The sequence below is a fragment of the Flavobacterium wongokense genome (assembly GCF_021608265.1).
Lineage (GTDB): Bacteria > Bacteroidota > Bacteroidia > Flavobacteriales > Flavobacteriaceae > Flavobacterium > Flavobacterium wongokense.
On record NZ_JAKIHP010000002.1, the window covers coordinates 450442 to 465925 of the forward strand.

The 15484-nt window shown below is 40.3% G+C and carries 12 protein-coding genes; 5 read left to right on the top strand and 7 right to left on the bottom strand.

The window, feature by feature from the left end; all coding sequences use genetic code 11:
- Positions 1 to 258: 258 nt before the first annotated feature.
- From capA to L1S31_RS08165, 3 genes are all read right to left on the bottom strand, one after another.
- A complete protein-coding gene (capA, locus tag L1S31_RS08155; protein WP_236464233.1) occupies positions 259 to 1299 on the bottom strand; it encodes a cysteate synthase in 1041 nt (346 codons plus the stop codon).
- An 81-nt stretch (positions 1300 to 1380) separates the two neighbouring features.
- Positions 1381 to 3432: a S9 family peptidase gene (locus L1S31_RS08160; protein WP_236464234.1), complete on the bottom strand. Its 2052-nt coding sequence runs from the start codon at positions 3430 to 3432 to the stop codon at positions 1381 to 1383.
- Between the two features lie 98 nt (positions 3433 to 3530).
- Positions 3531 to 4556: a threonine aldolase family protein gene (locus L1S31_RS08165; protein ID WP_236464235.1), complete on the bottom strand. Its 1026-nt coding sequence runs from the start codon at positions 4554 to 4556 to the stop codon at positions 3531 to 3533.
- Positions 4557 to 4704: 148 nt separating this feature from the next.
- On the opposite strand from L1S31_RS08165, the gene prfB reads away from it, so the two are divergent.
- Positions 4705 to 5800, top strand: a protein-coding gene (gene prfB, locus L1S31_RS08170) for a peptide chain release factor 2 (protein ID WP_236464236.1) whose coding sequence is annotated in 2 segments (ribosomal slippage) — positions 4705 to 4767 and positions 4769 to 5800 — 1095 coding nt in all. Because the reading frame shifts where the segments join, the coding sequence is not laid out codon by codon here.
- Positions 5801 to 5872: 72 nt separating this feature from the next.
- Positions 5873 to 6871, top strand: coding sequence for a UDP-3-O-(3-hydroxymyristoyl)glucosamine N-acyltransferase (gene lpxD, locus L1S31_RS08175; protein ID WP_236464237.1), 999 nt, complete (start codon positions 5873 to 5875; stop codon positions 6869 to 6871).
- Between the two features lie 380 nt (positions 6872 to 7251).
- Here lpxD and L1S31_RS08180 read toward each other — a convergent pair whose 3' ends face one another.
- The 4 genes from L1S31_RS08180 to L1S31_RS08195 form a co-directional block, all read right to left on the bottom strand.
- Positions 7252 to 8016: a dienelactone hydrolase family protein gene (locus tag L1S31_RS08180; protein WP_236464238.1), complete on the bottom strand. Its 765-nt coding sequence runs from the start codon at positions 8014 to 8016 to the stop codon at positions 7252 to 7254.
- 123 nt (positions 8017 to 8139) lie between these two features.
- Positions 8140 to 9363 carry a porin gene (locus tag L1S31_RS08185; RefSeq protein ID WP_236464239.1) on the bottom strand — a complete coding sequence of 408 codons (1224 nt, stop codon included), beginning with the start codon at positions 9361 to 9363 and terminating at the stop codon, positions 8140 to 8142.
- Positions 9364 to 9478: 115 nt separating this feature from the next.
- Entirely contained in the window at positions 9479 to 10834 is a 1356-nt protein-coding gene (locus tag L1S31_RS08190; RefSeq protein ID WP_236464240.1) for an inorganic phosphate transporter, read from the bottom strand.
- Positions 10835 to 10853: 19 nt separating this feature from the next.
- Positions 10854 to 11495 (bottom strand): DUF47 domain-containing protein, encoded by a 642-nt coding sequence (locus L1S31_RS08195; protein ID WP_236464241.1) that lies wholly within the window; start codon positions 11493 to 11495, stop codon positions 10854 to 10856.
- A 157-nt stretch (positions 11496 to 11652) separates the two neighbouring features.
- Between L1S31_RS08195 and L1S31_RS08200 the strand changes: the two genes are divergently transcribed.
- The 3 genes from L1S31_RS08200 (at position 11653) to L1S31_RS08210 (ending at position 15457) form a co-directional block, all read left to right on the top strand.
- Positions 11653 to 13281, top strand: coding sequence for an acyl-CoA carboxylase subunit beta (locus L1S31_RS08200; RefSeq protein ID WP_236464242.1), 1629 nt, complete (start codon positions 11653 to 11655; stop codon positions 13279 to 13281).
- Between the two features lie 52 nt (positions 13282 to 13333).
- Entirely contained in the window at positions 13334 to 14956 is a 1623-nt protein-coding gene (locus L1S31_RS08205; protein ID WP_236464243.1) for a M1 family metallopeptidase, read from the top strand.
- Positions 14957 to 15031: 75 nt separating this feature from the next.
- Entirely contained in the window at positions 15032 to 15457 is a 426-nt protein-coding gene (locus L1S31_RS08210; RefSeq protein WP_236464244.1) for a DoxX family protein, read from the top strand.
- Positions 15458 to 15484: the final 27 nt, after the last annotated feature.

Here is a 15484-nt window from a genome sequence, read left to right on the forward strand (position 1 = left end):
TCAAAAACCTGAGCATTTCCAAGCCTTCCCAGCCCTCGGACGAGCTTCCGGGTCTCTCCTGTAAGCTTCCATGTGTCTCAAATTAGCTTCCGCATCCCTCAAAAGGTCTTCCGCCTCACTCCCATCAGCTTCCGTCTGATTCATTCTATCTTCCGTGTATCGCACGAATACTTCCGTTTCCCTAATATTGGCTTCCGTCCATAAAAAACAAAAAACTCCAAATTGCTTTGGAGTTTTTTTTATATGGGATAAGTAGTATTACTTAATAATCTCTATCTTCTGGGCATCTTCAGCGTTAATGCTGTCAAAGAATCCCTGCTCGCTCATCCATTCGTCACTGAATACCTTGCTCATATAACGGGAACCGTGGTCTGGGAAGATGGCAATCACATTGCTGTTTTCATCAAACTCACCTTCTTCGGCATATTGCTTAATCGCCTGCATTACCGCTCCTGAAGTATAGCCTACGAATAAACCTTCTTTCTTAGCGATTTCTCTGGTAGTGTGTGCACTTTCCTCATCGGTTACCTTAACGAACTGATCAATCAAATCGAAGTCGGTTGCCGTTGGAATCAGGTTTTTACCCAATCCTTCTATTCTGTATGGATAGATTTCTTCTGCGTCAAACTCTTTGGTTTCGTGGTATTTCTTCAACACCGAACCGAAAGCATCAACACCCAAGATTCTGATATTTGGATTTTTCTCTTTTAAGAACTTCGCAGCACCTGAAATGGTTCCACCTGTTCCGCTACACGCTACCAAATGGGTAATCTTTCCGTTAGTCTGTTCCCAGATTTCAGGACCGGTTGATTTGTAGTGCGCATCAATGTTCAATTGGTTAAAATACTGATTGATGTATACAGAACCTTTGGTTTCTTCGTGTAAACGCTTTGCTACACTGTAGTAAGAACGGTCATCATCAGCAGAAACGTGTGCCGGGCAAACATATACCTTAGCACCCAAACTGCGTAACATGTCAATTTTATCTTTGGAAGATTTTGAGCTAACCGCCAAAATGCAGTTGTAACCTTTAATGATGCTTACCATAGCCAGACTAAAACCGGTATTTCCTGAAGTAGTTTCAATAATGGTATCGCCTGGAGAAAGGATTCCCTGTCTTTCAGCTTCTTCAATAATATATAATGCGATTCTGTCTTTGGTAGAGTGACCTGGATTGAAAGCTTCAACCTTAGCGTAAAAATTTCCTGGTAAAGATTCGGTGATTTTGTTAAGCCTGATTAGCGGAGTATTCCCTATTAGGCCTAATACATTATCGTGAGCTTTTATATCTTCTTTCATAAAATAAATTAGTCAAGCAATATCATGGAGCCGGTATCTAGATACTCCAAAACTCTGCAAATTTAGTAAAATATTTTTAAACTATTTTTTTATTCCTTCTAAATCTAATAAAAAACTGAATTCTTTGGCAATTTCCTTAATGGCTTCAAACCTTCCCGAAGCACCACCGTGCCCCGCATCCATATTGGTATCCAAATATAATTGATTATTATTTGTTTTCAAAATGCGTAATTTTGCGACCCATTTTGCTGGTTCCCAATACTGTACTTGCGAATCGTGCAAACCCGTTGAAATATACAGGTTTGGATAATCCTGAGCCATCACATTGTCATAAGGCGAATACGAAAGCATATAATTATAATATTTCTTCACATTCGGATTTCCCCATTCGTCATATTCTCCCGTTGTTAGTGGAATCGTATCGTCCAACATAGTCGTAACCACATCCACAAACGGCACCTGAGCGACGACCCCATTGTACAAATTTGGTGCCATATTGATAACCGCACCCATCAAAAGCCCGCCTGCAGAGCCACCTTCAGCGTATAAATGACTGGAAGAGGTATACTTAGAATCAATTACAAACTGCGAACAATCGATAAAATCGGTAAAGGTGTTTTTCTTTTTCAACAGCTTGCCATTGTCATACCATTCCCTACCCAAATCCTCGCCACCGCGAATGTGTGCAATGGCATAAATAAATCCTCTGTCCAAAAGCGACAAACGCACTGACGAAAAATGACAGTCCATCGTCACGCCATAAGAGCCGTAAGCATACAATAGCAACGGATTTTTGCCGTCTTTCTTAATGCCTTTTCGGTATATCATTGAAATCGGCACTTTGGTTCCGTCTTTTGCGGTTGCCCAAATACGCTCTTCCTTGTAATTGTTTTTATCAAATTTACCACCCAAAACCTCTTGCTCCTTTAGAACGGTTTTCTCTTTAGTTTTCATATTGAAATCAATCACCGAAGCCGGAGTTGCCAAAGACTGATAACTATAGCGAAGGATTTCAGTATTAAAATCAAGATTGGTCGTGGTGTACGCCATATAGGTTTCGCTGTCAAACGGCAGGTAATATTCCCCTTTCCCACTCCAAGGCATAATGCGAATCCGGTTCAGCCCATTAAAGCGTTCGGCAACAACAAGGTAATCCTTGAAAATATCGATGTCCTCAAGCAAAACATCATCGCGATGCGCAATGACATCTACCCAATTTTCCTTTGTTGTGTTGGTTTCATCCGTTTTCATCAGCTTGAAATTGGTTGCCTTATCCTTATTGGTCAGGATGTAGAAATGTTCCCCATAATGCGAAATATCGTATTCCAAACCGCGTGTCCGTTTTTGGAACACCTTGAACTTTGCATCAGGCGTAGCCGATAATACTGTTTGGTATTCGGTGGTCATCGTGCTGCTCGAATTGATAATCAGGTATTTTTTGGATTTCGATTTATAAACCGAAACATCAAAGGTTTCATCCTTTTCAAAATAAACCAAAGCATCTTTAGTAGCTTCAGTTCCGATTTTGTGCTTATAGATTTTATCCGCACGAAGCGTGACTTCATCTTTTCTAGAATAGAACAAGGTTTTATTATCGCCTGCCCAGGTAGAACCGCCAGTAGTATTCTCCAGTTTTACCGGAAGGATTTCTCCCGTAACCAGGTTTTTAATCTGAATGGTGTACTGCCTTCTCGAAACCGTATCCACGCCAAAAGCCGCCATGGTATTGTCCTCACTGACGCTCAGTCCGGCAAGGTTAAAATAGGCATGCCCTTTTGCCATTTTATTACAATCAAACAGGATTTCCTCCTTAGCATCCAAACTGCCTTTTTTTCTGGAATGGATTGGATAATCCTTGCCTTTTTCAAAACGTGTGATATAAAAATAGCCATTGTAGAAATACGGAACCGACTCGTCGTCCTGCTTAATTCGGGCTTTCATCTCTTCAAATAAATCCTTTTGAAAATCTTTGGTATGTGCAGTCGATTTTTTGTAATAATCGTTCTCCTGATTCAGATAAGCAATGACTTCGGGGTTTTCTCTTTCGTTCAGCCAATAATAATTATCGGTACGGACATGTCCGTGCTTTTCCAGGAAATGTGGAATTATTTTGGCAACTGGTGATTTTGGCATTTATAGTCAATTTGTGATACTACAAAAATAACCAATCTTTAAGCGTGCCTTAAAATGTATCAGGGAAGTTATAAACCTAGAAATTAACAAGTTTTCCGTTAGAAGGCAATCTTATCAAAAGCTTCCAAAACGTATTCATGCATCACCTGACGATAATCCAAATGGGTAACAATCCTTAGTTTTCCTTTAGCCATCAGGCTGATTGCGATGCCTTTCTGTTTGAGTCTGTCAATGACCAACTGATCGGAAATGTGTGGAAAGGGTGAAAAAATGACAATATTGGTTTCTACAGGTTCCACTACTTCAACCCACGAACATTGTTCGAGTTTGTTTCCCAATTCCTTTGCCCTGCGATGATCGTCTTCTAATCTGCTGATGTTATTCTGCAACGCATAAATTCCGGCTGCAGCCAAATAACCCGACTGACGTAAGTTGCCGCCAAATATCTTTCGGATGCGCAAAGCCCTGTTGATGGTTTCCTTATCGGCAATCAAAACCGAACCTATTGGTGCGCCCAAACCTTTTGAAAAACAAACCGATATCGTATCAAATAATTCTCCAAACTGCTTTGGATGCTGCTTTTTGGCAACAAGCGCATTCCACAAACGCGCACCATCCAAATGGTAAGTTAGATTGTGTTGTTTGCAGATTTCCTTTATTTTCTGAAGTTCCGAAATTTCATAACAGGCACCACCACCTTTATTAGTCGTATTTTCAATGGCAACCATTTTGGACATTGGCATGTGGTAAAAAGAAGGATCATTGATTCCGTCCTTCACCTGCTCTGCGGTTATCATTCCGCGATGCCCATCAAGCAGATTGAAGTTAACGCCACTGTTTGCCGAAGCTCCACCCGATTCATATAAATGGATATGCGACCATTTATCGCAGATGATCTGGTCACCGGGATTGGTATTCAATTTAATTGCAGTCTGGTTTGCCATGGTTCCTGTTGGAAAAAACAGCGCGGCTTCCATTCCGAATAAATCAGCAACGATGCGCTCAAATTCGTTTACCGTTGGGTCTTGTTTGAATACGTCGTCTCCTACTTTTGCCTGGAACATTGCCTGAAGCATTTCGGGAGAAGGTTTGGTTACTGTGTCGCTGATTAAATTTATTTCCATATGATGATGAGATAGTCTATTTTTGTAGTGGATTCTAGCCCGGATTGGAACGGCATCCTTTTTTATCCTGAACTTTTTCCTGGATAAAAAAGATATAGTGGAAAGCCGGATTAGCTCCTAATAATAAAAACACAAAACTACATTATTTATGACAAATACCGAACAAATAAAAGGTATTGTAGAACGCCTTGGTGCGTTGAGGAGGTATCTTTGACATTGATGCCAAGCTTATAGAAATTACCAACGAAGAGGAAAAAACCTTTGCGCCAGACTTTTGGAACAACGCCAAGGAAGCTGAGGCTCTTGTTAAAAACCTGCGCTCCAAGAAAAAATGGGTCGAGGATTTTGTCAAAGCTGAAAACCTTACCGAAGAGCTACAGATTACTTATGAATTCTTTAAGGATGGCGATGCAACTGAAGAAGAACTGGATAATCAGTACGATTTGGTCAATACCCATATTGAAAACCTGGAATTCCGCAATATGCTTTCTGATGAAGGCGACAGTTTGAGTGCTGTGCTTCAGATTACTGCCGGTGCCGGAGGTACGGAAAGCTGTGACTGGGCTTCAATGCTGATGCGTATGTATATGATGTGGGGCGAAAAGGAAGGCTACAAAATCAAGGAACTGAATTTTCAGGAAGGCGATGTGGCGGGAATCAAAACGGTGACTTTGGAATTTGAAGGCGATTATTCCTTTGGTTACCTAAAAGGGGAAAACGGCGTACATCGTTTGGTGCGTATCTCGCCATTTGACAGCAATGCCAAACGCCATACATCCTTTGCTTCGGTTTATGTGTATCCTTTGGTGGACGACAGCATTGAAATTGATATCAATCCGGCTGACATTGAAATTACAACTTCGCGTTCCAGCGGTGCAGGAGGACAAAATGTAAACAAGGTGGAAACCAAAGTGCAGTTAGTCCATAAACCTACCGGAATACAGATCCAGTGCTCGGAAACGCGTTCGCAACAGGACAACAGGCAGCGTGCGATGCAGATGCTTCGTTCGCAATTGTATGAAATTGAGCTCAAAAAACAGCAGGCACAACGCGCGGATATTGAAGCAGGTAAAATGAAAATCGAATGGGGTTCGCAAATCCGAAATTATGTGATGCAGCCTTATAAACTGGTAAAAGACGTACGAACAGGACATGAAACCAGCGATGTTGACAGTGTAATGAATGGCAACATCGATGCGTTTTTGAAAGCCTATTTGATGATGATGGGACAGAAAGAGGAATAGTTTAACTTTCTTTTTTAGGATATTAAAATCCTTATTCCTTTATTTGGCTCCTATTCACCTCAAAAATCTACTATGACCAGTTTCTCAATTCATGAAATCAACGATGTTTTAAATGGCGAAATCGTGGGCACGACTTCCTGCAGGATTACAGCGCCCGAACAATTGGAAGCAGCAAAGGAAACCGAAATTTCATTTATTGGGAACAAAAAATACGAGAAGCTTTGGGAGTCCTCAAATGCCTGCGTTGCTATAGTAAACGAGGACATTTCTATAGAACCCGGAGAAAACCGCGCCTTTATAAAAGTAAAAAACGCAGATATTGCCATATCTCAGGTTTTGCAGCTCTTTGCTCCTGCTCCGCCGGTTTTTGAAGTCGACCTTCATCCCACAGCGGTAATTGATAAAGGGGCAACCATAGGAAATGGAACACGGATTGGTGCGGGTTGTTATATTGGGCCAAATGTTTCGATTGGAGAAAATGTTACTATTTATCCTAATGTTACGATTCTTGATGAATGCAGCATTGGAAAGAATACGGTTATCTGGTCCGGAACCGTAATACGTGAACGCTGCCACATTGGTGCGTATTGCATCCTGCATCCCAATTGTACCATTGGTGCCGATGGTTTTGGATTTAGGCCCTGCCCTGAAAAAGGATTGGTGAAAATTCCACAAATCGGGAATGTAATCATTGGAAATGGTGTGGAGATTGGTGCGAATTCATGTGTAGACAGAGGAAAATTCAGCTCGACTGTCCTTGGCGATGGCTGCAAGATTGATAACCTGGTACAAATTGGGCACAACTCTAAACTTGGAAAGTGCTGCATTATGGCAGGAAATTCTGGTTTGGCAGGTTCGGTTACTTTAGGAAACGGAGTCGTAATTGGCGGAAGTGCCTCGATTAGGGATCATGTTACCATTGGTGACAGAGCTATGGTTGGTGCCGGTTCCGGAGTTGCCGGTGATGTTGAAGCCGGAAAAACAGTATTGGGGTATCCTGCTGTTGAAGCTCGTGACGCCATGAAACAATGGGCAATTTTGAAAAGATTGGTAAAAGACTCCAGTAAATAATTATTTTGAAATTTGAATTCTAAATTTTAAATGATTTTAAGTCATTGTTACTAACTTCAAGGAATATTGCATTTTTCAAAATAAAATTTGAAAACAATTCAAAATTTATAATTCAAAATTTAAAATAACAACGTACATTTGCAACGAGGATTCCGAAAGGAAGTTACACCTCACCGCAATAGTCGATCGCTCCAGATCGGCTTTTGTATTTTATAGGGGTTTGGTAATCCGTATTTTCAGAGTATTTTAATCCCAATGCCAAAGAAAATACAGGAAGCTTATCAGCATATATACGACGGTGCCCACAATTGCCAAAATAGTCAGCCCGCAAAGCACCATAGTACTTCTGAAGACAATATTTTTAAAATATTCTGAATTCATTATAAAACCTCTTTGAGGAAATCGAGCATTGCCTGCCAGGAACGCTTATCTGCTTTTTCATTATAGGCTACACCTTTTGAATTATCATTTCCGGCGCTTTTTTCGGTAAACGCATGCACAGCATTGGCATAATAAACCATTTGCCAGTCGGCTTTGGCAGTACGCATTTCATTTTGGAATTTATCAATGTCATCTTTTGGAACATTGGGGTCATCGGCACCGTGAAGCACCAGCACTTTTGGTGAAATTTCATCAATCTTCCTTGCTTCATCCTTTGCCAAACCGCCGTGAAAGGAAACTGCTCCTTTAACTTTCATATTTATTCTTGCAGCTTCGATAGCTCCGGTTCCGCCAAAACAGTAACCAATGACTACAATTTTTTCTGGATTCGCACCCTGTTTAACCAACTGATCTAAGGCCAGCTGAATTCGTGTTTGGTATTCTTTTATGTTCTTTTTGAAATAACCCGCTTTTGCCCCGGCTTCTTTAGGGCCTGTCGGACGTTGGTCAATACCATAAATATCGGCAATGAACGTTTGATAACCTAAGTCTGCCAATTGATTCGCAACTTCCTTTTCGTGATTTTGGATTCCCATCCAGGCCGGAAGGATTAAAACTCCGGGCTTGTCCTTAAGTTGTTTTGCCGGTACAATGGATATTCCGCTTAAAACCTGGTTTCCGTCTTTATACTCAACAGCTTTAGGCTGTGCAAAGCTTTCCGAAACAATTAATCCGAAAAGGATTAGGTAAGTTATATTTCTCATAATCATGGTTATTTTTTATTTCCTTCGGCTGTCGCTGCGCTCCATACAATTCGGCTGCGCCTCGGGTTGTGAACCATAAATTTAAAAAATAAAGCGGTATCGAACTGTTAAGCAAACAATAAATTAAATCCCGATTTCAACCTGGAAGCGCAGGTACCAATTGTTTTTGGTAGTTCCGTCGTAGTAATCCAAAGTGTCGAATGTCAATTCACTCTGCACTTTGAATGAATGTTCCCAAATATATTTGGTAACCCCAACGCTGTATTCTTTGGTATTTGGAGCCAATGTTTGAATGTCGTTACCTACTTTCTGTATCGAATACCTTCCGATAAATTCGTAATTTGAACGCAGGTTATAACTCAATTGATAATCAAATCCGTTACCAACAAATACATAGTTGCTTTCGGTAATATCATCAGGGTTGATGGTTATGGCATTTTCATTGGTTGTCCTCGACATATAACTCATCATCGCTGCCCAGCCATTGTATTTAAACATCGCATCCAATAAAACCGATTTCATAGTCCTTCTTTCAAACAAATCATCACCAAGCTGGCCTTGTGTCCGCTGCGCGTGGTTGTTTTGCTGAAATGCTCCTGAGAGCATCAGTTTTGGTTTTTTCTCGCGTTGGATATCGCCTTCAAAATAAGTCCCGTCTTTGGCGAAAGCTCCAAAAGGCAGTAATTCTATCTTCCCTGTAAAGGCAACACCATCATCGCCTTTCCCGGTCTGATTCCTTCCTTCACCACCTGTAACGGCTGTTTTGAAATTATAGGAGAATTTGTCCTTAAACTCATTAAGGTTGTGCACCTGAAAACCAAAATCCCTGTCGATGGTAAATTTGGCATTATTGATTGTCCTGTCCGTTAACTGTAGACCACCGGAAGAATTTACCCGTTGACGGTTTCCTGGCAGTTTGGTTTGGCCAAAGCTAATGTTCCAATTCTTGTTTGGCCTGTAAAAAATTACCGCATCGCGGATGATATTGATGTTTTCACCTTCCTTGACTTCGCCAACATCGCCGGGAGCAAATGATAATTGGATGGCATAAAGGAATTTTGGATTCCCAACATAACCATCAAAACGCAGACGCAAACGTCGCACCTGTCCATCGTAAGCGCCGTTTTCACCTTCTTCCTTAAGATAGGTAACCCTATTCTGCATCCTGAACCTGATGTTCAATTGAAACAAACTGTCAGGCGAAGTGATTCCGATTCCCTTTCCGAAACTGTAATAGGGCAAAGCCGATAATTTTACGTCATTGTCGTGTTTTGTCTGCTGGATTGTTACCTGTGCATGAATTGAAACTGATGTTAGTAAGACAATCAGGAATAGTGCTTTCCTCATTTTAATTGTTGTTGTTAGTTTATGATAATTTAATGATTTCCAAATAATTTGATAACCTATAAGCATCAGATATAAAAAAAGCCAACAATTTCAGTCGGCTTTCGAATTATATTTTTTATATGAACATTTTCAACAGGTGGTAAACCAATCCGGCTACCAATGCCGAAACGGGTATGGTTAAAACCCAAGCCCACAATAATTTAACCGTAACTCCCCATCGCACTGCAGAAACCCTTTTGGTAACTCCTACTCCAATGATTGAACCGGTAATAGTATGTGTCGTAGATACCGGAATCTTGAAATGTTCGGTTGTAAATAAGGTTAAAGCTCCCGCTGATTCGGCAACCACACCTTCAAAAGCAGTGACTTTTGTGATTTTGGAACCCATTGTCTTTACAATTTTCCATCCACCGCTTAAAGTTCCAAGCGCGATTACAGTATAACAGGTTAACGGAATCCAGCCCGGCATTACACCGTCAATCTTTACCCCATTTTTTTCTGATGGAAGGACAACGTTCAAGTCGAGCCATCCCAAAGACATATTGGTATTTGGATGTGTATTTAAGTAAACCGCTACCGCAGCGGCAATAATACCCATAACTTTTTGCGAGTCATTTCCACCATGCCCCAAGCTAAAAGAAGCGGAAGAAAGCAACTGCATTCTTTTCAATACTTTTTCCGCTTTTGATGTTGGAAAGCTGCTGAACATCAAATTGAATATCGCCACGCTATAAAAGATAATCGCCACCAAACTCCACTTAATGTTTGCAGGTTCGAATACAACTGCCCAAAAATGGCTTTCAAAACGGGGTTTCTTTATATCGTCATAGCCTTCATATACCGACCAAAGGAAAAGTGCCACCAACAACATTAAAATAACTGTCAGCACTTTGGGCCAGATATTCTTTTGTGAAGAATACATTAACCATATCGAAATGAAATACGAAATAAACATTCCCAATAAAGGAGCCAGAACAATAAAAGCAATAATAACCGAAACTCCCGAAGGCAGTCCTCCGTCTTCGCCAGGCTTGTACCAATTCACAATATTATACCAATGTTTTGTCATCTGTACCCCATCATCAATAACTGTATAATCTGAAAAACCATGAAGTGAAATAGCGTGTGCCAATGCTGCTCCTGCAAAACCACCAATCAGGGTATGCGATGAAGATGATGGAATTCCCTTCCACCAGGTAAACAGGTTCCAGGCAATCGCCGCAATAACTCCGGCAAGAATTACCGTCAAATCAATGCTGTCTGTTTTTGCCGTTTTGGCTACGGTATCGGCAACACCAAATCCGAAAACCCAATACGCCAGAAAGTTGAAAAAAGCAGCCCAGAGTACAGCCTGAAAAGGGGTCAACACTTTTGTGGCAACAATGGTAGCAATAGAGTTTGCCGCATCATGAAAACCATTAATGTAATCAAAAATTAAGGCAAGGACTATAATTACAATTAGTAACGTCATAATTTCCTAATTGATTATATTAAGAGTGTTTAACTGAAATTTGTTCCATGACATTGGAAACACTTTTACATTTGTCAGAAGCCATTTCCAGGGCTGAAAGCACTTCTTTGTATTTGATGACGTTTTTAGCGTCTGTCTCATTTTCAAAAATATCGGCAACAGCCTTGTCAAATACAGAGTCTGCCTTGCTTTCCAGCTTATTGATTTTTTTGCAGGTATCCTTAATTGCCTTGTGGTTCATCACTTTCAATTCCTTGATACCCACACCAATCAATTGACAGGCTTCCAGGTTAATCTCTGTTAATTTACGGATTGATTTTGTAATTTTTTCCACCTGGTACAAACGCATCCTACTTGATGCACCATGCATATTATCTGCAACGTTATCCATAGCCTTAATCAGGGAGTGAATATCTTCACGATCAAAAGGTGTGATGAAGTTCCTGCTTAATTCCAAATGTGTTCTATGTGTAATTTCTTCAAGTTCAGCTTCGAGCTCTTCCACTCTTTTGAAAAACTCCTCCCTTTCTGCTTTAGGGGCATTTACGGCTTCATGAAGCGTTTCTGCCAATAAAATCAAACCGGCAGCACCTTGTTCAAATAATGGAAAGAACTTTTTATCCTTAGGAACTAAAAACTGGAAAATGTTGTTAAGAGTCATTTTTTTCTGTTTATTTTGGTGCAAATGTATTTTTCTAATGTTAAGTGAATATTAACAATCAAAAATATGTCTTTTTTTAATTCAAATTCGAATTTAGCTTATTGAAAACGTTTTCGTATTTTAGCCAGCGTTAAAAACACAGCACAAATATACAATCATGGACATCAACTTCAATAAAAACGAAGACCACAATAAGCTTTTGCTAACCGATTTAAAACAGCGCTTTGCCAAAGTAAAAGTTGGCGGCGGTGAAAAACGTATCGAAAAATTACACGCCGAAGGAAAAATGACAGCGCGTGAACGAATCGATTACCTGCTTGACGAGAAAGCCAAAAGCATTGAAATTGGAGCTTTTGTTGGTGACGGAATGTATGCCGAACATGGTGGTTGTCCTTCCGGCGGCGTTGTGGTAAAGATGGGTTATGTCAAAGGAAAGCAATGTATTGTTGTGGCCAATGATGCAACTGTAAAAGCCGGTGCCTGGTTTCCGATAACCGGGAAAAAGAATCTTCGTGCACAGGAGATTGCAATGGAAAACCGTCTGCCAATAATTTACCTGGTTGATTCTGCAGGAGTTTACCTTCCAATGCAGGATGAAATTTTCCCCGACAAGGAACATTTCGGACGCATATTCCGAAACAACGCCATTATGAGCAGCATGGGAATTACACAGATTGCAGCCGTTATGGGAAGTTGTGTTGCCGGTGGTGCCTATCTTCCTATTATGAGTGACGAAGCGATGATTGTCGATAAAACCGGAAGTATTTTCCTTGCCGGAAGTTATCTGGTAAAAGCTGCCATTGGTGAAAATATTGATAACGAAACGCTTGGCGGGGCTACAACACACTGTGAAATCTCAGGGGTTACCGATTATAAAGCCAAAGACGATAAAGATGCCTTGGACCGGATCAAAAGCATCGTTGGAAAAATTGGCGATTATGAAAAAGCCGGTTACAACAGGGAAAAATCGCAAAAGCCAGCTCTGGAAGAAAAAGACATTTACGGAATACTTCCAAAATTACGCACAGAGCAATACGACATGTTGGAAATCATCAGGCGTTTGGTAGACAATTCAGAAATGGATATGTACAAACCCGATTATGGAAAATCCCTGATAACCTGTTATGCAAGAATAGACGGTTGGGCTGTTGGAATAGTAGCCAATCAAAGAATTGTTTCCAAAACCAAGAAAGGCGAAATCCAATTTGGTGGCGTGATTTATTCCGATTCTGCTGACAAGGCAACCCGCTTTATTGCCAACTGCAACCAAAAGAAAATTCCATTGGTATTCGTTCAGGATGTAACCGGATTTATGGTTGGAAGTAAATCAGAACATGGCGGCATCATTAAGGATGGGGCCAAAATGGTCAATGCGGTTTCCAATTCGGTTGTGCCAAAATTTACTGTAATTGTAGGCAATTCTTATGGCGCCGGAAATTATGCCATGTGCGGAAAAGCCTATGATCCCCGACTGATATTTGCCTGGCCAAGTGCAGAACTTGCCGTTATGGGCGGAACTCAGGCCGCAAAAGTATTGGCGCAAATTGAAGCTTCTTCCTTAAAAGCAAAAGGTGAAACAGTTGACGAAAAAGTGGAGCAAGAGTTATTCGATAAAATCAAAGCGCGTTACGATGCGCAGGTTTCCCCTTATTATGCCGCAGCAAGATTGTGGACTGATGCCATTATCGATCCTTTAGAAACCCGAACTTGGATTTCTATGGGTATCGAAGCTGCCAACCACTCACCTATTGAAAAGAAATTTAATTTGGGTGTGATTCAGGTATAATGTAACAAAACCCAATTGCGCCCTACTAATTTCCTAGATTTCGATTTATATTATGAAAAAAATAATTGCCTTTAGTTTTATTGTTTTGGGTTTTCAATTGCTTTCTGCACAGGAAGCCACAACCCGAAAAGATTCACTTCAGGGTGGCTTACGCCCGGAAAGAACTTGTTACGATGTTTTACGCTATGATTTGAACATCAAAATTAACCCCGATGAAAAATCAATAGTGGGTAACAACAGGATTTCTTTCAAGGTTGTTGAAAACACTTCTAAAATCCAGGTTGATTTATTTGACAACATGAACGTTGACAGCATTGTTTACAGCAACAAAAAACTAAACTATAAACGCGAATTCAATGCAGTATTCATCGATTTTCCCGAAGTACTCAATGCCAAAACCAATCAAACCCTTAAGTTTTATTATTCGGGAAAACCAATAATCGCCAAAAGAGCACCTTGGGACGGCGGATTTGTGTTCACAAAAGATGGACAGGGAAAACCTTGGATTGGCGTTGCCTGTCAGGGAACTGGCGCCAGTTTGTGGTATCCTGTTAAGGATTCACAAAGCGATGAACCCGATTTTGGTGCAACCATAAGAGTCGCTGTTCCTAATGGATTGATGTGTGTTGCCAATGGAAGGATCAAAGGCAGCGAAGATTTGAAAAACGGCTATACACGTTGGGATTGGGAAGTTACAAATCCGATAAATACTTATGCAATCAATGTTACCATAGCCGATTTTGTACACATCCATGACAATTATAAAGATTTGGATTTGGATTATTATGTACTTCGTGAAAACGAAGCCAAAGCCAGAACGCATTTTGAGGAAGTAAAACCAATGATGGATTGTTTCCAATCGAAATTTGGACCTTATCCTTTTGCCAAAGATGGCTACAAACTGGTAGAAACTCCCTACTTAGGCATGGAACATCAGAGTGCTGTAGCCTATGGAAATCATTATATGCAAGGATATTTGGGAATGGACCGTTCAGGAACAGGTTTGGGATTGCTTTGGGACTACATCACTATCCACGAAAGTGGCCACGAATGGTTTGGCAACAGCATTTCTGCAAAAGACAGCGCCGATATGTGGATACATGAAGGCTTCACTACTTACACCGAAGCAGTTTATGTGGAATGCCTTAAAGGTTATGACAAAGGCCAGCAATATGTTAATGGATTGAAAGGCAACGTTGATAATGATAAGCCTATTATTGGGCCTTATGGTGTTAATCAGGAAGGTTCCGGAGATATGTATGATAAAGGTGCGTTGTTTTTGAATACGTTGAGGCATGTTGTAAATGATGATGATAAATGGTGGAAAATGCTATTGAAATATTCCGAAACCTTTCGTAAAAAAATCATTGATACGAATACTGTCATCGCTTTTTTCAACGCTGAAACGGGAATGGATCTGACACCTGTATTTAATCAATATCTGAAACAGGCATCGATTCCAAATTTGGCAATCAGGAAAAAGAACAACAAACTGGAATACAAATGGGTTGCTTCTGATACGACTTTCAACATGCCAATTGACATCAAGATTAAGGATAAATCGATGAGAGTGCAGCCAACAAATTCCTGGACAGCTTCAAAACTAGGGATAAAATCTTTGGACGAAGTTTATGTTGATACCACAGCATTTTTCATTAATGTAGTAAAGGAATGATAATTTTTTGGTGTTAAAAAAATCCATATAAAGTTTAAAATTAGTAACTTAGTTAAAATTTTAAACTTTGTTATTATGGATACTTCAGTAAAAGGTTTGAACAAATGGGCCAACGCCCACTCTACATTTTGGTTTGACGCCATCAGGATTATACTAGGGATTTTTTTAATTTACAAAGGAGGTTATTTTGTTAGCAACAGTAGGGATTTTGAGGACCTTATTGCGCCAGTAAGCAATTTTATGGGCGGCATGTTAACCTTCCATTACATTGCAGCAGCCCATATCATGGGTGGTATTATGATTGTTTTTGGATTATTGACACGCTGGGCATTAATTGCGCAATTGCCTATTTTAATTGGCGCAGTGCTTATCAATTTCCTTGGTGAAATGAATGTCGCTAATTTGATTATCTCAACGATAACTTTGGCAGTTAGTATTTTCTACACCATTTATGGCAGCGGAAAACACTCTGCAGATTATTATTTCAAAATGGAAAAATAATAATATGTTTGCTTTAAGTCAAAAAAC

What these genes read in the sequence shown, in the direction of transcription:
- capA (WP_236464233.1), bottom strand. Translation starts at nt 1,299, where the DNA reads ATGAAAGAAGATATAAAAGCTCACGATAATGTATTAGGCCTAATAGGG.
- L1S31_RS08160 (WP_236464234.1), bottom strand. Translation starts at nt 3,432, where the DNA reads ATGCCAAAATCACCAGTTGCCAAAATAATTCCACATTTCCTGGAAAAG.
- L1S31_RS08165 (WP_236464235.1), bottom strand. Translation starts at nt 4,556, where the DNA reads ATGGAAATAAATTTAATCAGCGACACAGTAACCAAACCTTCTCCCGAA.
- lpxD (WP_236464237.1), top strand. Translation starts at nt 5,873, where the DNA reads ATGACCAGTTTCTCAATTCATGAAATCAACGATGTTTTAAATGGCGAA.
- L1S31_RS08180 (WP_236464238.1), bottom strand. Translation starts at nt 8,016, where the DNA reads ATGAGAAATATAACTTACCTAATCCTTTTCGGATTAATTGTTTCGGAA.
- L1S31_RS08185 (WP_236464239.1), bottom strand. Translation starts at nt 9,363, where the DNA reads ATGAGGAAAGCACTATTCCTGATTGTCTTACTAACATCAGTTTCAATT.
- L1S31_RS08190 (WP_236464240.1), bottom strand. Translation starts at nt 10,834, where the DNA reads ATGACGTTACTAATTGTAATTATAGTCCTTGCCTTAATTTTTGATTAC.
- L1S31_RS08195 (WP_236464241.1), bottom strand. Translation starts at nt 11,495, where the DNA reads ATGACTCTTAACAACATTTTCCAGTTTTTAGTTCCTAAGGATAAAAAG.
- L1S31_RS08200 (WP_236464242.1), top strand. Translation starts at nt 11,653, where the DNA reads ATGGACATCAACTTCAATAAAAACGAAGACCACAATAAGCTTTTGCTA.
- L1S31_RS08205 (WP_236464243.1), top strand. Translation starts at nt 13,334, where the DNA reads ATGAAAAAAATAATTGCCTTTAGTTTTATTGTTTTGGGTTTTCAATTG.
- L1S31_RS08210 (WP_236464244.1), top strand. Translation starts at nt 15,032, where the DNA reads ATGGATACTTCAGTAAAAGGTTTGAACAAATGGGCCAACGCCCACTCT.